General features: G+C 64.2%; 18 protein-coding genes. 9 read left to right on the top strand and 9 right to left on the bottom strand.

The genetic code is table 11. The features are described from left to right. The first annotated feature begins 2 nt into the window (after positions 1 to 2). The 3 genes from ASC89_RS08605 (at position 3) to ASC89_RS08615 (ending at position 2,862) form a co-directional block, all read left to right on the top strand. Positions 3 to 905 (top strand): carbohydrate ABC transporter permease, encoded by a 903-nt coding sequence (locus ASC89_RS08605; RefSeq protein WP_200940431.1) that lies wholly within the window; start codon positions 3 to 5, stop codon positions 903 to 905. Continuing rightward, a complete protein-coding gene (locus tag ASC89_RS08610) occupies positions 898 to 1,722 on the top strand; it encodes a carbohydrate ABC transporter permease (protein ID WP_055996802.1) in 825 nt (274 codons plus the stop codon). Before ASC89_RS08605 ends, ASC89_RS08610 begins: the two co-directional genes overlap by 8 nt. Before the next feature lie 93 nt (positions 1,723 to 1,815). After that, positions 1,816 to 2,862, top strand: a complete 1,047-nt coding sequence (locus tag ASC89_RS08615; protein ID WP_055996805.1) for a hypothetical protein — start codon at positions 1,816 to 1,818, stop codon at positions 2,860 to 2,862. Positions 2,863 to 2,939: 77 nt separating this feature from the next. Here the strand turns inward: ASC89_RS08615 and ASC89_RS08620 are convergent, their stop codons facing one another. The 9 genes from ASC89_RS08620 to ASC89_RS08660 all read right to left on the bottom strand — a co-directional run bounded on the left by ASC89_RS08620 (position 2,940) and on the right by ASC89_RS08660 (position 11,715). Next, positions 2,940 to 3,659: an ABC transporter ATP-binding protein gene (locus ASC89_RS08620; RefSeq protein ID WP_055996808.1), complete on the bottom strand. Its 720-nt coding sequence runs from the start codon at positions 3,657 to 3,659 to the stop codon at positions 2,940 to 2,942. Beyond that, positions 3,659 to 4,504, bottom strand: coding sequence for an ABC transporter ATP-binding protein (locus tag ASC89_RS08625; RefSeq protein ID WP_055996812.1), 846 nt, complete (start codon positions 4,502 to 4,504; stop codon positions 3,659 to 3,661). The genes ASC89_RS08620 and ASC89_RS08625 overlap by 1 nt, the downstream gene beginning before the upstream one ends. Continuing rightward, a complete protein-coding gene (locus ASC89_RS08630) occupies positions 4,501 to 5,403 on the bottom strand; it encodes an ABC transporter permease (protein WP_055996815.1) in 903 nt (300 codons plus the stop codon). The genes ASC89_RS08625 and ASC89_RS08630 overlap by 4 nt, the downstream gene beginning before the upstream one ends. Continuing rightward, positions 5,400 to 6,434 (bottom strand): ABC transporter permease, encoded by a 1,035-nt coding sequence (locus ASC89_RS08635; protein ID WP_055996818.1) that lies wholly within the window; start codon positions 6,432 to 6,434, stop codon positions 5,400 to 5,402. Before ASC89_RS08635 ends, ASC89_RS08630 begins: the two co-directional genes overlap by 4 nt. Before the next feature lie 260 nt (positions 6,435 to 6,694). Then, positions 6,695 to 8,305, bottom strand: a complete 1,611-nt coding sequence (locus ASC89_RS08640) for an ABC transporter substrate-binding protein (RefSeq protein WP_055996821.1) — start codon at positions 8,303 to 8,305, stop codon at positions 6,695 to 6,697. Between the two features lie 62 nt (positions 8,306 to 8,367). Then, a complete protein-coding gene (locus ASC89_RS08645; protein ID WP_156384549.1) occupies positions 8,368 to 8,883 on the bottom strand; it encodes a hypothetical protein in 516 nt (171 codons plus the stop codon). Further along, on the bottom strand, positions 8,880 to 9,488 hold the full coding sequence (locus ASC89_RS08650) for a helix-turn-helix domain-containing protein (RefSeq protein ID WP_082528408.1): 609 nt from the start codon (positions 9,486 to 9,488) through the stop codon (positions 8,880 to 8,882). The genes ASC89_RS08645 and ASC89_RS08650 overlap by 4 nt, the downstream gene beginning before the upstream one ends. 93 nt (positions 9,489 to 9,581) lie before the next feature. Then, complete coding sequence (locus ASC89_RS08655; protein ID WP_055996827.1) at positions 9,582 to 10,550, bottom strand: NAD-dependent epimerase/dehydratase family protein; 969 nt, start codon at positions 10,548 to 10,550, stop codon at positions 9,582 to 9,584. 142 nt (positions 10,551 to 10,692) lie between these two features. Further along, the gene (locus ASC89_RS08660; RefSeq protein ID WP_156384550.1) at positions 10,693 to 11,715 is read right to left on the bottom strand and encodes an ROK family protein; all 1,023 of its coding nucleotides are present in this window, start codon (positions 11,713 to 11,715) and stop codon (positions 10,693 to 10,695) included. 343 nt (positions 11,716 to 12,058) lie between these two features. Here ASC89_RS08660 and ASC89_RS08665 point away from each other — a divergent pair, with 343 nt between their 5' ends. From ASC89_RS08665 to ASC89_RS08690, 6 genes are all read left to right on the top strand, one after another. Beyond that, complete coding sequence (locus ASC89_RS08665) at positions 12,059 to 13,333, top strand: ABC transporter substrate-binding protein (RefSeq protein WP_055884694.1); 1,275 nt, start codon at positions 12,059 to 12,061, stop codon at positions 13,331 to 13,333. Positions 13,334 to 13,421: 88 nt separating this feature from the next. Then, positions 13,422 to 14,342, top strand: coding sequence for a carbohydrate ABC transporter permease (locus ASC89_RS08670; RefSeq protein ID WP_055884696.1), 921 nt, complete (start codon positions 13,422 to 13,424; stop codon positions 14,340 to 14,342). Continuing rightward, positions 14,335 to 15,243 (top strand): carbohydrate ABC transporter permease, encoded by a 909-nt coding sequence (locus tag ASC89_RS08675; RefSeq protein ID WP_082533253.1) that lies wholly within the window; start codon positions 14,335 to 14,337, stop codon positions 15,241 to 15,243. The genes ASC89_RS08670 and ASC89_RS08675 overlap by 8 nt, the downstream gene beginning before the upstream one ends. Then, the gene (locus tag ASC89_RS08680) at positions 15,244 to 16,350 is read left to right on the top strand and encodes an ABC transporter ATP-binding protein (protein WP_055884699.1); all 1,107 of its coding nucleotides are present in this window, start codon (positions 15,244 to 15,246) and stop codon (positions 16,348 to 16,350) included. Positions 16,351 to 16,404: 54 nt separating this feature from the next. Further along, a complete protein-coding gene (locus tag ASC89_RS08685) occupies positions 16,405 to 17,115 on the top strand; it encodes an SDR family NAD(P)-dependent oxidoreductase (RefSeq protein ID WP_244488423.1) in 711 nt (236 codons plus the stop codon). 113 nt (positions 17,116 to 17,228) lie between these two features. Then, positions 17,229 to 18,212 carry a sugar phosphate isomerase/epimerase gene (locus tag ASC89_RS08690; RefSeq protein ID WP_055884706.1) on the top strand — a complete coding sequence of 328 codons (984 nt, stop codon included), beginning with the start codon at positions 17,229 to 17,231 and terminating at the stop codon, positions 18,210 to 18,212.

Genomic DNA, 18,212 nt, shown 5'->3' on the forward strand with positions numbered 1-18,212 from the left:
TAGTGGCCCCAACTCGGGTCAAGCTGACGCGGGTGGCGCGCGCCGAGGAACGCGCCGCCTGGCTGTTCCTGGCGCCGAGCCTCGTGCTGTTCGCCATCTTCACCGCCATTCCGGTGATCTCGGCCTTCTTCATCTCCTTCACCCAGTGGAACCTCTTCAACGAGGTGACCTGGGTGGGCCTGGGCAATTACCTGGCCCTCGCCGGCGACGAGATTTTCGCCAAGGTGCTCGGCAACACCGCCTATTTCGTGCTGGTCTCTGTGCCGGTACAGATCGTCCTGGCGCTGCTCTGCGCGCTGGTGCTCAATCGCGGCATCAAGGGCCAGACCTTCTTCCGGGTCGTCTATTTCCTGCCGGTGGTCACCAGCACCATCGCCGCAGCGCTCGTCTGGGCCTGGCTGTTCAACTCCAATTTCGGCCTGATCAACGCCGCCCTCAGCCTTGTCGGCGTCACTGACCTGCCCAAGTGGATGGGTTCCACCCGCTGGGCCATGCCCGCCATCATCATCGTCTCGATCTGGCAGAACCTCGGCTATGCCATGGTGCTGTTCCTCGCCGGGCTGCAGAACATCGGCAAGGATGTGCACGATGCGGCCGCGCTCGATGGCGCCACCGGCTGGGACCGGTTCTGGCACATCACCCTGCCGCTGCTCTCGCCCACCACCTTCTTTGTGCTGGTGATCTCGATCATCGGCAGTTTCCAGGTGTTCGAGCTGGTGCTGGTGATGACCAAGGCCGGCCCCGCCAACGCCACCAACACACTGGTCTACTACATCTACCAGAACGGCTTTCAGTTCTATCAGATGGGCTATGCCAGTGCCGCGGCGATGGTGCTGTTCCTGATCGTCCTCGCCTTCACCCTGGTGCAGTACAAGCTGCAGCGCCGCTGGGTGCACTATGGGTAAGACCGCCACCGACTGGGTGCTGTTCGTGGTCCTGCTGATCGGCGCGCTGCTGATGAGCGGCCCGTTCGTCTGGATGATCGCGACCTCGTTCAAGCCGGCGGCCGACGTGTTCCAGTTCCCGCCGACCTTGTTCACTGCTGACCCGCAGGTCGAGAACTACGTCCGCATCTTCTCGACCATCCCGTTCGGCCGGGCCATGGCCAACAGCCTCGTGGTCTCAGTGCTGGTGACGCTGCTGCAGCTCATCACCTGCTCGATGGCCGCCTATGCCTTTGCCTGCCTCAGGTTCCGCGGCCGCGAAGTGCTGTTCCTCATCTACCTCGCGGCGCTGATGGTGCCCTCGCAGGTGACGCTGATCCCCAATTTCATCCTGATCAAGTCGCTCGGATGGATCGACACCTATCAGGGGCTGATCCTGCCCTACGCCTTCTCCAGCTTCGGCACCTTCCTCCTGCGACAGTACCTCAAGTCGATCCCGGCCGAGCTGCTCGAGGCTGCGCGGATCGACGGCGCCTCGCACGCCCAGATCTACCTCACCATCGTCCTGCCGCTGGCCAAGCCCGCGCTCGGGGCGCTCGCCATCTTCACCTTCGTGGCGCAGTGGAACAACTTCCTCTGGCCGCTGATCACCACCACCAAGCCCGACATGCAGGTGGCGATCGTGGCGCTGGCGACGCTGCAGGGCCAGTACAACACCGATTGGCCGCTGCTGATGACCGGCAGCGTCATCGCTATCGTGCCCGTGCTGCTGGTCTTCGTTTTCGGCAACCGCGCCTTCATTGCCGGCCTCACCACCGGAGCCTTTGGCGGGCGCTGACGCGGGTGGTTGAAAAGCCGCAATCGTGCTTCGATTTCGGCACGCGCTTCGGTTACGGCTTCAGCATTGCCGCGCTGGGACCCCTCCCCAATCATGCTGACCTATCTTGCTGATCTCCTGACCCCGATCTGGGGTCCCGCCCGCCTGTTGTCGTCCTTCGTGATCCTCGCCACCGTCGGCTCGCTCGTCTCGGCGCTGGCAACGCTGTTCCTCCTGCCCAAACTTTGGGATCGGCTGCCGCGCGACCGGGGCAGGGCCCATGCGGTGGGCGCCGCCGACAGCGTCGGCAAACCCGTCGGCGTCGGGCTCATCATGATCCTGATCCTCCTCGCGGTCGTCGCACTGTTCTCGCCGATAGATCCGCACATCTATTTCGCCATGGGCGCGGTGCTGCTCGCCTCCGGCGTCGGCTTCATCGACGATCGCACCGGGGGCTTAAGCGAGCTGACGCTGGGCCTGACCGACCTGCTGGTGGCGCTGTTCGTCTGCGTCGTGCTGCTCTGGGGGCAGGACACCAGGCTGTGGCTGCCGTTCGCCCCGATGGTGTTCGACATCCCGTTCTGGCTTGGGCTCCTGATCTACACGCCGGTGGTCTGGCTCTGCATCAACGCGGTCAACTGCAACGATGGCGTCGACGGCGTGTCGGGCTCGCTCTCGGCAGTGACCATCGCCGCGCTTGGTTTCATCCTCTACATGGTGGTCGGCGACGCGGGCAACGCTAAGTACCTGTTGATCCCGTTCCGCGAGGATGCTGCCAACTGGGCCATCGTCGCCGCCATCTTCTGCGGCGTCATCGTCGGCTACCTCTGGCACAACGCGCCGCCCAGCGCGGCCCTGATGGGCGACGCCGGCTCACGCCCGATCGGGCTGTTCGTCGGCATCTGCATCGTGGTCTCGGGCAATCCGGCGATGATCTTTTTCGTCGCCCCGCTCATGCTGTTCAACGGCGCCACCGGCCTCGCCAAGGTGGCGCTGATCCGGGTGTTCGGCTTGCGGATTCTGAGCTCAATCCGCTTCCCGTTCCACGATCACGCCCGCAAGAACCTCAACTGGTCCAACTCCCAGGTGCTGCTGCGCTTCCTGCTGATCCACCTCGCGAGCCTGTGGTTCCTCGTGATCATCTTGCTGAAGGTGCGGTGAACTGGGGGTAGCGCACGGACCTCGCGGTAATCCTCCCCCGCCACGCGGGGGAGGATTAGGAGAGTCCGGTGCGCGGCTCAAGCCGCCGCGATCAGCGCCTTGGTGTAATCCTCGACGATAGCCCCCGAGCGCAGCTGCTCGCGGGTCAGCGTTTCCACCGGCTGGGCGTTGCGCATCACCATCAGCCGCTCGCACATGTAGCTGATCACTGCCAGGTCGTGGCTGACGATGACGAAGGTGAGGCCGAGCTCTTTGCGGAGCCGGTTGAGCAGGTTGAGGATTTCCGCCTGGATCGAGACATCGAGCGCCGAGGTGGGCTCGTCGAGCAGCAGGAGCTTCGGGCTGAGCGCCAGGGCGCGGGCGATAGCGACGCGCTGGCGCTGGCCGCCACTGAGCTCATGCGGGAAGCGGAACTGGAATTTTGCGCCGAGCCCGATCAGCTCCAGCAGCTCCGCCGTGCGGCGCTCCGGGTTGGCGATGCCGTTGATCTTCATCGGTTCGGCGATCTGCTGGCCGATGACATAGCGCGGATGGAGCGATGAGTAGGGGTCCTGGAACACCATCTGGACCACCTTGGCCAGTTGTTTCCGCGGCGTCTTCCGGACATCGGTGCCGTCGACGGTGATGCTGCCGTTCCAGGTGGCGTTGAGCCCCATGACGGTCCGAAGAATGGTGGATTTGCCCGAGCCGGATTCGCCGACGAGCCCAAAACTCTCGCCCGGCTGCACCGCAAAGCTGGTGTCGCGCACCGCCAGCTTGCCGGAGAATTCTACGTTGAGGTTGCCGATTGCCAGCATCAGGCGGCTCCCGCCCAGCTGGCTTCGCGGTTGAGCACCGGCAGCGGCTCCAGCGAGCCATCGATCTGCGGCAGGCACGACAGCAGCCCCCGCGTGTAGGGATGCGTCGCCTCGTGCAATCGGCTTGCTTCGATGCTTTCGACGATCCGGCCGGCATACATGACGATCACCCGATCACAGAACTTCGACACCAGGTTGAGGTCGTGGCTGATGAAGATCAGCCCCATGCCGCGACGCGTCACCAGCTCGTCGAGGATCGACAGCACCTGGGTGCGCACCGTCACGTCGAGCGCCGAGGTGGGCTCGTCGGCGATCAAGAGGTCCGGTTCGCGCACCACCATCATGCCGATCATCACGCGCTGCCCCATGCCGCCCGAAAGCTCATGCGGGTAGAGCGAAAACACCCGCTCCGGCTCGCGGATATGCACGGCTTCGAGGATGCCCAGCGCCTTCTTCTTCGCGTCGCTACCGGGGATGCGGCGGTCGCCGATGCGTATCGCTTCGACGATCTGCTTGCCGACGGTCATCACCGGGTTCAGCGAGAATTTTGGATCCTGCAGGATCATCCCCATGCGGCCGCCGCGCAGCGAGCGGCGGAGCTTGGGCGAGGCCGACTTGAGGTCGATGCCGTCGAAGGCCATTGTGTCGACGCTGATCCGCGCATAGGGCGGCAGCACGCCGAGCAGGGCGCGGCCGGTGAGGCTCTTGCCCGAGCCGCTTTCGCCGACAATGCCGAGCTTCTCGCGCCCCAATGTCAGCGATACGCCGCGCACCGCATCATTGTAGCCGCCATCATCGTTGCGGAAGGCGACATGCAGGTTTTCGATCTGGACGAGGTCGCTCATTTGCGCTGCCTCAGATGCGGATCGAGCAGGTCGCGCAAGGCGTCACCCAACAGGTTAAAGCCGAGCGACACGGTGAAGATCGCGATGCCAGGCACTGTTGCCACCCACCACTGGTCGAAGATGAACTTGCGGCCGGTGGAGATCATGGCGCCCCACTCGGGCAGTGGCGGCTGCGCCCCGAGCCCGATAAAGCCGAGGCCGGCGGCGGTGAGGATGATGCCTGCCATGTCGAAGGTCATGCGCACGATCACCGAACTCAGGCACATCGGGATGACGTGGAACACAATGATGCGGAACTCGCTGGCTCCGGCCAGCCGCACTGCGTTGACATAGTCCGAGTTGCGCACAATCAGCGCCTCGGCCCGCGCGAGGCGCGCATAGGGCGGCCAGGCGGTGAGCGTGATGGCGAGCGCTGCGTTGGTGATGCCGGGCCCGAGTGCCGCAACGAAGGCCAGCGCCAGCAGCAGCTTGGGGATGGCGAGGAACACGTCGGTGATGCGCATGAAGATCACGTCGACCCAGCCGCCCACCGTGCCGGAGACCGCGCCGATGATCAGCCCGATCGGCGCCGAGGTGACGATCACCAGCCCGACGATCAGCAGTGTCAGTTGCGAGCCGTAGAGAATGCGTGAGTAGATGTCGCGGCCGAGCTCATCGGCGCCCAGCCAATAGGTCGCACTCGGCGCGGCAAGGCGGTCGGTCAGGCTCGGCAAGTACGGGTCATGCGTCGCCAAGAGCGGCGCGAAAGCAGCGCAGAACAGCAGCACCACGACGATGACCAGCCCGACCAGGCCGAGCGGGTTGCGCATGAAGCGGCGGGTAAAGACCTTGAACTCGGCCCAGCGGGCGGCGCGCACCGCGCGCTTCGGATCGGCGACGAGATCGGGGGTGACGCTCATTTGGCGAACTCCCGTGAGCGCGGATCGAGTGCGCGGTACAGCACGTCGCTCAGCATGTTGAGAAGGATGAACACCACCCCGACCAGCAGCGTGCCACCCAGCACGGCGTTCATGTCGGCGGCGAACAGCGAAGAGTAGATGTAGTTGCCGATACCCGGCCACGAGAAGATCGTCTCGATCAGCACCGAGCCCTCGAGCAGCCCGCCATAGCTCAGCGCGATGACAGTGACGAGCGGGATCGCCGCGTTGCGCAGCGCATGTCCGGCCACGGCGCGAAACTCGCTGGCGCCCTTCAGCCGGGCAGTCAGCACATATTCGCGGCTCAACTGGTCGAGCATCACCGAGCGCGTCATGCGCGAGATATAGGCGAGGCTGTAATAGCCGAGCAGCAGCGCCGGCAGGATCATGTGGCTGATGGCGTTGAAGAAGATCTCCCACTCACCGGCGATGGCGCTGTCGATCAGGATCGAGCCGGTGATGCGGTCGACCACGCCGACAAAGAACACATCGAGCTGGCCCGGGCCCGAGACCCAGCCGAGCAGGTAGTAAAAGACGAAGAGGCCGACGAGGCCGAGCCAGAACACCGGCACCGAATAGCCGACGAGGCCGACGACACGCAGCAGGTGGTCGGGCCACTTCTCATGCCAGTAGGCCGAGGCGACACCCATCGGGACGCCCAGCACGACGCCGATGATCAACCCGATAGTGGAGAGCTCGAGCGTCGCGGGGAAGAAATTCAAGAGGTCGGTCAGAACCGGCCGGGAGGTCGAGAACGAGGTGCCGAAGTCGCCGCGCAGCAGCTTGCCGAGATATTCGATGAACTGTTGCCAGATCGGTTTGTCGAGCCCGAGCTCGAGATAGACCTTCTGGTACACCTCCGGCGTCGCCTTCTCACCCACGATCGAGAGCACCGGATCGATCGGCAGCACCCGGCCGATGAAGAAGGTGAGGGCAGCGAGGCCAATAAGCGTGATCGCCACCGTGATCAGCCATGAGCCGATATCGATGAACAGGCGGAGGGGGCGGTTCATTGGGTTGCCCCGGTGACGCTGGCTGGGACGCCGGCGAGGGCTGACCCCCACCCCTGTCCCCTCCCCGAGACCCTCTCGAACAGCCTTCGTTTCTCCGACGACCGAGTCAGCGGCTCCTTCGTCTCCCTCCCCCTTGCGGGGAGGGGACAGGGGTGGGGGTCAGCCCTCGCCGGGATTTCAGTCTGCGTCAAATGAGGCTCGTTCGTTCTGATGGTCAGTAGGTAGATAGAAGGCCGGAGGCGGACCTCCGGCCTGGTAGTTCATTCCTTCGTCACCGCGCCATAGCGGTCGTCGGAGAAGGTGATGCCGAGCACCACGCCCTTGACGTTCTTGCGCATGGCAACCTTGCGGCTGTCCTGGAACATGAACACGAACGGCGAGGTGTCGGTGTGCAGCCTCTGGGCCTCGTCGTAGAGCGCCTTGCGCTTTTCGACATCCTGCTCCTGCACGGCCTGGTTCACCAGCTCGGAGACCTTGCCCGAATCCCAGCCGAAGCGGTCGGCAAGGTTGCCCTTGGTGCCATCGGGATCGGTCGCATCGTGGTTGCCGAACGCCTTGGCGTTCGAGTGCGGATCGGGATAATCCGGACCCCACAGGCCGAACCAGATGTCGAGATCGTGCGAGCGATAGCGGTCGAGCCACGGGCCGCCATCCACCACCTGCAGGTCGAGATCGACGCCGATCTGGCTGAGCGTGGCCTGCACGGCCTGCGCGTAGTCAGGGTAGGGCGGCACGTTCCAGACGACGGTTGCGAGCTTGATCGGCGTTGCGACGCCGGACTCGGCGATCAGCGCCTTGGCCTTCTCGATATCGAGCGAGTAGGGGTTGTAGTTGATGCCGCCACCAAGGAACCCGTCCGGGATCATGGTCTGGTGCACCTTGATGGTGCCCTTGCCGATGGTATCGGCGATGCCCTGGTAGTCGACGCCATACTTGATGGCTTCGACGACCTTCGGGTTGCTCAGCGCCGCGTTACGCGTGTTGAGGCCGAAATAGTACATCGTCGAGGACACGCCCTCGAGGATCTGCACATCGGGGTTGGCGGAGACCGCGCCGATATCGTCGGGGCCGAGCTTGTTGGCGATATCGATGTCGCCCTTTTCGAGCGCCAGGCGCTGCGTCGCCGATTCCGGCATGTGCTGCAGGAAGACGCGATCGACGCCCGGGGCGGTGCCCCAGTAGTTCTCGTTGCGGCTGAGCAGGATCGAGACCTTGGGGTCCCACTTGGTCAGCACATAGGGGCCCGAGCCGGCCGAATTCTCGGACTTCAGCCAGGCATTGCCATAGTCGTTGCCGCCATCGGCGAGCTTGCCCTCATGCTGCTTGACGATAGCAGAGTCGACGATGCCGCCGGTGAACGACGACAGCACGTAGAGCACGAAGCTCGGCGCATATTTCTGGTCGACTTCGAACTGCAGGGTCGAAGCATCGAGCGCCTTCACCTTGGCTTCGACGTTCTCCTTGGTCAGGCCGAACTGCGCGAAGATGAAGCTGATGCGGCTGTCGATCAGGATGACGCGGCGGATCGAATATTCGGCGTCGGCAGCCGTCACCGGATTGCCCGAGGCGAACTTGGCGTTCGGGTTCATCTTGAACGTGAAGGTCTTGCCGTCTTCCGACACCGTCCAGCTCTCGGCGAGCACGCCGGTGATCTTGGTCGGGTCGGCCGGGTCGAAGCTGACCAGCGGCTGGTAGATCTGCTGGCTGGCGAGCACGCCGCCGACTTCCGACACTTCCGCCGGATCGAGCGTGATGATGTCGTCGATCGCATCGGCGATGACGAGGGTATTCTTGGGCGTTTCGGCGATCGCTCCGGACGCGGTCATCACCGCGCCGACGGCAACCGCCATAAGCGTCTTGAACAAACGCATGACAGTCTCCCTGGTTGAAGGCGTTAGTCTCCGGCTGATGAGGCCGTTTATCGTCGTAGGCGTCATCTCCTGCTGATCCCCAGGGGCGGGTTACCGATCCCCTCGAAAGTGAAGGTCAGCGCAGCGATGGGTAGAAGGGTATCGATCTGGGCCAGCACAGCCCGGGTGAAGATGCCGGCATCGCCGAGCAGCGCCACCACGCCGCGGGTTTCGCCCGCGATCACGATCGGGAAGCACGAGCAGGCGCCATAGCCCATGGCGACCAGCCCGTCGGTCTCGGGCAGGAAGGCCGCCATGCCGGCGACGCTGTCGCCGATGACCGGCTTCATCTCGCCGAGGATAGTGTTGTTCCAGACGTCATCGCCCACCGGATCGACATTGCCGACCGGGAAATCGACCGGGTTGGACGTGCCGATGCGATGGGTCACCGATTTGTCCGGCGCCGTCGCAATGAAGGTCGCCGTGCGCACCCCCGGAATGCCGGTGAAGAGCTCCGCCAACACGGCGAAGAGCTGCGTCGGTCCGGCCGCCAGGGCGGTGCCGAGCTTCCACGCGATGGCAGGGTCGATCACTGTCATTCCGGGAACAGCTGCATGGTCCCGACCCACAGTTCGAGCGCCGTGCCGGGGCCGATATTGGTGCCGCGATGCGGCCGGCGGCTGTCGAAATGCAGCGTGTCGCCGGGGCCGAGCCGATACTCGACGCCGTCGACCTCGTAGAGCATCTCGCCCGAGACCAGATAGACGAAATCCTCGCCCTCGTGGCTCATCATCTCGGAGGCATGGCCGGGCGGCACGTGCGACAGGCAGGCATTGAGCTTGGCGTCGGGGAAGCCGCGCTCGAGGAATTCGTAGAAGCGCGAGGTGCCGCCGACCTTGTAGGTCTGGCGCTGGCCCGAATGGCTGACCACGCTGTGCTGGCGCGCCGGGGCGGCGGACACGAACTGGTCCACCGTGCTCTCGAGCGCCTTGGCGACATTATACAGCGAGGCCAGCGACGGTGTGGAGATGCCGCGCTCGATCTGCGAGATGAAGCCGACGGTCAGCGATGCCTCTTCGGCCACCTGCTGCTGCGTCTTGCCCAGTTCCTTGCGGCGGTCGCGCAGACGCTGCCCAAGGCTGGGGTCGATCGGAGTCGATTGCTCGACCGGATCGGAACGCTTTTCAAACTTCAAGACTGGCACGGGCGCCCTCGCGATTTTAGTGACACTAAAGTAGCGCGCGCCCGAGTCAATCCCACCCCAGATTATGCCCGGCTGATCCTCGTGTTGTGGAAGCTAGCCCTGGCTCAGCTCCCACTCGATGGTGCGGCGCAGCGCCTGCTCTTCGGGAACGATCTCAGTGTAGCCGAGTTCGGCCCGAATACGAGCGGAATCGAGCGTCAGTGGATAGCTGAGGTCGCTGCTGTCGGCGCGATCGGCAAGCACGCCGCCGGCATCGGCGTCGACCAGCACGATCTCGCTGTCGACACCCATCAGCGTCAGCACGGTGCGGGCCCAGTCGGCCTGGGTACGGACGAAGGGCTGCGCCACGTTGTACACCCGACCCTCGGCCTCGGGCAGGGTGGCCGCCAGCGCCAGCGCCTCGGCCACATCGTCGATATAGGCGTAGGAATTGAGCCAGCCCGCGCCGCGCCGATCGAGCCGGAACGGTTCACCCGCCTTGGCGCTCTTGATCGCCCAGGCGAAGCGATGCTGCTTGTCGTCGGGTCCGAAGATCATCGGCAGCCGCAGCACCGTCGCCTGCGGCGCGCCGGCCGCCATGGCGAACTCCTCGATCGGGATCTTGTCGTATTCCTCGAACAGGTCGTCCTCGATCCCCTTGGGCCGGCGCTCGTTCTGCCGATAGGGGTAGCGCAAAGTCCTCAGCGGCGAATCCTCGGTGGCCGGCTCCGGCCGGATCGCCGGGCTTTCCTTCTTCAACAGGCCCCCATAGTTCGAGTAGACGTCGGTGGAACTCACCAGCACATAGCGCGCTCCAGCCTTGCCCGCCGCCTCGATCACCGGCTGCGTGTTGCGCAGGCTGATGGTGAAAATATCGATGACGGCGGTGACGCCGCTATCCTTCAACAGCTTCGTCAGCGTCTCGCCGTCCATGCGGTCGGCCTGCTCGAACCGCACGCCGTCAGGCAGTTTCACCTCGTGCTGGCCGCGCGCCACCACCAGCACGTCATGGCCACGTTCTTTGAGCCGTTTCGCCGTGGCGGTGCCGAGAAAGCCCGTCCCTCCGATGATTGCGATGGTCATGCCGCGCGACTCCTTTTTGCGAGAGAGGCGGGAGGGTGTTCGAGACCGCGGCGAGGAGCAAGGCGTAAGATTGCCGCTCTGGTTCACTAGCCCTCCCTTCCCCCGCGTCCGCTGGGGGAGGGGGCGAAAAGCCACAACAGCGTTAGTTCACCAACCGCCCATGGTGACGCAGCACCAGGCCGACAGCGCCCATGCAGGCGCCGTTGTCGGAGAATTGGCTGGGCCTGAGGATGGTGCGGGCCACGTCGGGAACGTCAACATGCTTGACCAGGGTGAAGCGCTCGAAGCTCTCGGCCAGGGGCTTCATCAGGATGTCGCCGGCCATCGCCAGGCGCCCGCTCACCACCACCAGCGTCGGGTTGAACACCGAGCCGATCAGCCCCAGGCCGTGCCCGCCCGCCTCTCCGGTCCGGGCAATGAGGGAGCGGCAGAGGGCGTCCCCGCCCAGCGCCATTTCGACCACGTCGGTCAGCCGCAGCGCGCGGCCGAAATGTCGCTCCGCCTCGGCCATTGGCGCGCGGAAACTGGCATAGACCTCGATGCAGCCGCGATTGCCGCAGCGGCAGAGCGGTCCCTGCGGATCGATCACCACATGACCGAACTCGCCTGCGCCGCCGGCAATGCCGCGCAGCACCCGGCCACCAGCGACGATCGCGCCGCCGATACCGAGGTCGAGCGTATAGACCACGAAATCATCGTGCCCCTGCGCCGCGCCCCAGGTCATTTCGGCAATGGCCGAGCAGTTGGATTCGTTGTCGCAGAAGATCGGCACGTCGGGGAAAATCGGCCCGAACAGCTCGCGCATGTCGACGCCGGCCCAGGTCGGCATGCCACCGGCACGGAGTACCGTACCGGTCACCGGATTGACCGGGCCGCCCACCGCGATGCCGACGCCCAACAGGCCGTCCTGCCGTTGCCACTTCCCCTCATAGGCCTCGGTGATCAGCCGCCGCACATGCTGGATCGCCGTTTGCGGCGAATAGTCGATCTCAAGATTGATGGTCTTGTCCGACAATACGGTATGCGCCACATCGGCGAGGATCACCTGGATCTCGGTCGAGCCGATCAGGATGCCGATGCAGGTGCCGGCCCGCGGGTTGAGGGTCAGCGCGGTCGCCGGCCGACCGACGCCGCCGGCCGACTCGCTGCCGATTTCCACAACCATCTGCGAGCGCCGGAGCTCGGTGAGGGCCGTTGAGATCGTGGACTTGGCCAGCCCGGTGAGCCGCGAAAGTTGTGTTGCGCTCAGTGCACCACGCTCGCTCAGGGCGCGCACAATCCGCCCCGCCGGTGTGGCTAAAGCACTGTCAGCAAGTAGAGATTTGAGCTCGATCCGGTTCACGCTCCTCCCTCCCCAAGCGCGTTGACAAGCCGAATAAGTTCACCATAGAACTAATACGACGGTGCGCAGGAGGATGTGCACCGCCGGGAGAAAAGCGCAAGTAGCCACAGGAGCCGGCCGGGTGAGCCGGGGTGGGGACGGGCGCTTTCAAGGGAGAGAGACAATTATGACCTTCACGACCAAGGTCGCGGCCGCCGCGACCACGATGCTTGCTGCCGCGCTGCTTTCGGGCACCGCGATGGCCGCCCCCAAAGTGCTGATGCTGCACCAGTGGGCATCCGGCAACGACGCTGCCTCCATTGCCAAGCTCGGTGAGATGTTCACCGCTGCCGGCGGCACCTGGGAGCAGACCGCCATTGCCGGTCATACAGCCAATACCCTGGCCAAGCTCCGCGCCGATGTCGTCGCCGGCAACGCCCCCGCTGCGGTGCAGCTGAAGGGCCCGGAAATCGCCGAGTGGAACGCCACTGGCGGCACCGCCGACATGGACGAGCTGGCCACCGCCGAGGGCTGGGACAAGGTCGTCGCCCCCGAGCTGCTGCCGGTGATGAAGCCGGAAGGCAAGTGGGTCGCCGCCCCGATGAACATCCACCGGATCAACTGGATCTGGGGCAACAAGGCCGCCATGGAGGGCGTCGGTGTCACCGAGCTTCCCAAGACCTGGGCCGATTTCAACGCTGCCTGCGACAAGGCCATCGCTGGTGGCAAGATCTGTCTCGCGCACCTCTCGGCCGACTGGACCGACGCGACCACGTTCGAGACCATCGTCTACGGCATGGACAAAGACCTCTACACCAAGGCCTTCGTCGAAGCCGACGTCGAGTCGCTGCGCTCGGAAGGTATGATCAAGGCCTTCGATCAGATGCGCCTGATGGTTACCAAGTACATGGACCCGGCCATCGCCGGCCGTGACTACGACACCGCCTCCAACATGATGGTCAACGGCGACGCGCTGTTCTTCATCATGGGCGACTGGGAACTGGGAACCATCAAGTCGGTGGGCAAGGAACCGGGTGTCGACATCCTGTGCGGCCAGTCCCCGACCGATTGGGGCAAGCCGGGCTTTATCCTGAACTCCGACTCGGTCGTGTTCTTCAACCAGAAGGACCCGGATTTCCAGGAGGGCCAGAAGCTCCTCGCTTCGACCATCCTGAGCCCGGAATTCCAGACCATCTTCAACATCTCGAAGGGCTCGATTCCGGCTCGCCTGGACGTCGACCTGTCGCAGGGTTTTAACGTCTGCCAGCAGGACAGCCAGGCTGCGCTGAAGGCTTCGATTACCGAAGGCACCCTGGTTCGGTCGATGGCTCACAACATGACCGTGCTGCAGAAGTACCGCGGCGCCATGATGGACACCATCACCGAGTTCGTGAACACGCCTGAGATGACCTCGGAAGAAGCGGCCAACATCATGGCCGACGCCGTCGAAGCTCAAATGTAACTTCTGACCAGAATTGTCGGCCGCGGTGCTCCCCGAGCGTCGCGGCTGGCTCCTTTGGCCGCCGGTTTTGGAGGATAGTCCGTTGGCAATGACAGGTCAGTCCGTCTCGACTGGCACGAGTACGTGGGACCGCATCAAGAAGTGGACGCCCATATTCATAATCGCGCCTTCAATCGTTGCGTCGTTTGTCTACGTCTTCGTCTTTGCCGGCTGGACGTTCTACATCTCGCTCAGTGACTCGACGCTGCTGCCGAGTTACGGCTTCAAGGGGCTTGAGAACTACATCTCGCTCTGGACCAACCGCCGCTGGAGCGTCGCCTACACCAACCTGCTGTACTTCTCGCTCTTCTATGTGACGATCTCGATGGCGTTCGGCTTGCTGCTGGCCATCCTCATCGACCAGAGGATACGCGCCGAGTCGTTCTGGCGGACGATCTTCCTCTACCCGCTGGCGGTAAGCTTCATCGCTACCGGTACGGTCTGGCAGTGGCTCTACAATCCCTCGAGCGGTATCCAGTTCCTGGTCAACGCGATGGGCTGGACCGACTTTCAGTTTGCTCTCACGTCGGATCGCAAGAACGCCATCTGGGCGATCATCATCACAGGCATCTGGGGCTCCGCCGGCTTCTCGATGGCGCTGTTCCTCGCCGGCCTCCGGTCGGTCGATCCAGACATCATCAAGGCCGCCCAGATCGACGGCGCCGGCTGGTTCCGCACCTATCGTAAGGTGGTCCTGCCAACCATCGGGCCGATCTTCATCGCTGTCGCGGTAGTGCTGCTGCAGTTCGCCATCAAGACGTTCGACCTTGCCGTCGCGCTGACCAATTCCGGTCCTGGCATCTCGACCACTTTCCCCGCCACCTACGTCTACGACTTCATGTTCCAGCGCGGCGAGATCGGCGAGGGCGCCGCGGCCGCGATGATGGTGCTGGCGGCGCTTGCAATCGTCCTGGTGCCCTACTCACTCTATCTGGTCTGGCGCAAGCGCAGGGAGGCGAACAATGGCTGATGCAGTCCTTACCGCTGCCGGCGTCGAAGACAGGGAAGCGGCAATCGCGAGCCGCCGGCGGCTGATTTCGCGGATCGTGATCTATGGCCTGCTCGGCCTGATCTCGATCATCTACATCGTGCCGTTCCTTGTGGTGTTCCTCAACTCGTTCCGCACCAATGAGGAGATCGGCCAGCTCGGCCTGATTTCGCTGCCGCGCAGCTTCCGGCTCGATGCCTGGCCGACGGCCTGGAGCGACTTTTGTATCGGTGGCCAATGCGATGGCGTTGCCAGGTACTTCTGGAACTCCGTCGCCATGGTCATCCCGGCGACGATCATCTCGACTGCACTCGGTGCCATCAACGGCTACATCCTGTCGAAGTGGAAATTCCCCGGTTCGGAGATCGTCTTCGGCTTCATGCTGCTCGGCGTGTTCATGCCGGGGCAGATCGCGCTGCTGCCCTGGGCCTTCACGCTCGGCCAGCTCGGCCTCGCCAACTCGGTCTACGGCCTGATCCTGGTGCACTGCATCCAGGGCCTCAGCTTCACCACTCTGTTCTTCCGCAACTATTATGTGAGCGTGCCGGACGACCTGCTGAAGGCCGCCCGCATCGACGGTGCCGGCTTCTGGCGGATCTTCTGGAAGATCATGATCCCGCTGTCCCCGCCGATCATCATCGTCACCGTGATCTGGCAGTTCACCGGTATCTGGAACGAGTACCTGTTCGGCGTGGTGCTGAACTCGGGCTCCAACCAGCCCATCACCGCGGCCCTGGTCGCACTTTCGATGAGCGGAACGTCCGTTCGAACCTATGACGTGATGAGTGCAGCCGTGCTGATCGGCGCCCTGCCTCCCCTCCTCGTCTATTTCTTCGGCGGCAAGTATTTCGTCCGCGGCCTTACCCAGGGAGCAATCAAGTAAATGGCGTCCTTGACCATCAGGAACCTGCGTAAGAGCTTCGGCATGGTCGAAGTGCTGAAGGGTGTCGACCTCGAAGCCAATACCGGCGAATTCATCGCGCTGGTCGGCCCGTCGGGCTGCGGCAAATCCACTCTGCTCGCCATGATCGCCGGCCTCGAGACCGTGACCTCGGGCGAGATCTATATCGGCGATCGGCTGGTGAACTCGGTCCAGCCCAAGGACCGCGACATCGCCATGGTGTTCCAGTCCTACGCGCTCTACCCGACGATGACCGTCAGGGAAAACATGGCCTTCGGCATGGAAAGCCGAGGTGTGCCCAAAGCCGAGCAGGAAAAGACCATCGCTCGCGTCGCCGCGCTGCTGCAGATCGAGCCGTTCCTGAAGCGCAAGCCCGGCCAGCTCTCGGGCGGCCAGCGCCAGCGCGTCGCCATGGGCCGCGCCCTGGTGCGCGATCCGGCGCTGTTCCTGTTCGACGAGCCGCTGTCGAACCTCGACGCCAAGCTCCGTGTCGATATGCGCACCGAGATCAAGAAGCTGCACCAGCGCATCGGCAAAACCACGATCTACGTCACCCACGACCAGGTCGAGGCCATGACGCTCGCCTCGCGCATCGCCGTGATGCACCAGGGTGAAGTGCAGCAGTTCGCCGATCCCGATACCGTCTACAACCGCCCGGCCAACACCTTCGTAGCCGGCTTCATGGGTTCGCCCTCGATGAACTTCATCGATGCCGAGATCACCTCAACCGGTGGTGGGCCGGCGGTCAACTTCCCGCTCTCGGGCGGCAACGTCGCGAGCCTGCCGCTCCATAACGGGGTGGCCGACCGGGCGCAGAGCAAGAAGGTGATCCTCGGTATCCGTCCCGAGCATCTGAGCCGCCAGTCCGCCAGCACGAGCGGCAAGCAGGGTTTTGCCACCATGTCGGCGCTTGTCGAAGTGGTGGAGCCGACTGGCGCCGAGACCATGGCGGTGCTGAAGTTCGGCGATCGCGAGGTGGTCGGCCGGTTCTCCCCGGACGAGGCGCCCAGGACCGGCGAGAACATGCCGCTTGCCGTCGACATGACCCGCGCCTGCCTGTTCGATCCGGCGACGACACGACTGATTTAGGGGTCTGAGGAAATTACCGAGTTCGCCAACTATCCCAGCCTCGCCGGCCGGGTCGTGTTCGTCACCGGCGGCGCCAGCGGCATCGGCGCCGATGTCGTCCGGGCCTTCGCGCGCTGTGGCGCCAAGGTCGCCTTCGTCGATATCCTCGAGGCCGAGGGCCGGGAGCTGGTCACCGAGACCGGCGCCACCTTCCTCGTCTGCGACATCACCGACATCACGGGCCTGCGTGCCGCGATCGATGTGGTCAAGAACCGCCTCGGTCCCATCGGGGTCCTCGTCAACAACGCGGCCAACGACGATCGCCACGCCATTGACGACGTCACCGAGGAATACTGGGACCGTTCGACCGATATCAACCTGAAGCCGCAATTCTTCGCGGCGCAGGCGGTGCGCTCGCACATGCAGGAACTGGGTGGCGGTTCGATCATCAACTTCTCGTCGATCGCCTGGCGCGGCGGCGCCGACAATATGCCGGTCTACGCCACCGCCAAGGCCGCCGTGCTCGGCCTGACCCGTGCGCTCGGCCGCGGCTTCGGCAAGGACAATATCCGGGTGAACGCCATCGAGCCTGGCGCCGTAATCACCGAGCGGCAGAAGCGGCTGTGGTTCCCAACCCAGGAATCGATCGATGCAGTGGTGTCGCGCCAGGCGCTGAAGCACGTTCTGCTCGGCGAGGAGATCGCCCGCATGGTGCTGTTCCTCGCCTCCGATGACAGCCGCATGATCACCAAGCAATCCATCACCGTGGACGGGGGATTGCGGTAATACGAATTGATAGGGACGACCCCCTCCCATCCTCCCCATAATGGGGAGACGCCGTGTCCACTTCCTGGAGTCGGCGGCCCATTCAGCCAGGCTTTCGCACCAACGGTACTCCGATGAAACTTACGACCGGCCTCAACCCCTATGGCCTCACCTATTATCTCGGCCTGCAGGGCTCCGGCACGCCGCGCCACAACCCTGATGGCGTCGGCCTCGAGGGCTTCATCAAGCTGACCGAGGAATTGGGCGGTAAGGCCATCGAGCTGTGGGACGGCTGGCTGAAGGACAAGTCCGATGGCGAGCTCGCCGCGCTGAAGCAGCGCCTCGACACCCTGGGCTGGAAGCGCGTCGTGAGTTCCGGCCTGCAGCACGGCGACATGGACCAGCTGATCCGCTGCGCCAAGGCGCTCGATGCCCAATATATCCGCGTCGCCATGACCCCGATCCTCTGCGGTGACCGCGCCGCCGCTGGCCAGAAATGGCACGATCTCGTCGCTTCGGTGCACGAGAAACTCCAGGCCGCGGTGCCCAAGCTGACCGCCGCCGGCGTAGTGCTGCTGATCGAGAACCACCAGGATTTCACCTCGCGCGAGCTGGTCAATTTCTGCGACGAGTACGGCCCCAGCGTCCGTATCGTCTTCGATATGGCCAACACCTTCCCGGTGGCCGAGTCGCCGCTCGATTTCACCCGGGTGATCGCCCCTTACGTGCGCCACTGCCACGTCAAGGACTATCGCGCCGTGATCGAGCCCGATGGCTTCCGCCTGGTGCGCTGCCCCTCGGGTGACGGCTGCGTGCCGCACAAGCAGATGTTCGACATCCTCGCCGAGCACAATGACGAGATGGTCGCCTGCATCGAGATCGGTGCGCTCGATGACCGGCACGTCAAGCTGTTTACCCCCGAGTGGTGGCACGGCTATGCGCCCAAGCAGGCCGAAGATCTCGCCGCGTGCCTCTTCGCCGTACAGAAGAACCGCTTCGAAGTGGGCGAAGAGTGGCGCACCCCGTGGCAGCGCAACGCCGACCACGAACTGATCGATTACGAGCTGTCGCAGTACCGCAAGAGTGCTGCGAACCTGAAGGCTCAAGGACTTATGTGA

This window comes from Devosia sp. Root413D1 (genome assembly GCF_001425235.1).
In the GTDB taxonomy this organism is placed as follows: Bacteria; Pseudomonadota; Alphaproteobacteria; order Rhizobiales; family Devosiaceae; genus Devosia_A.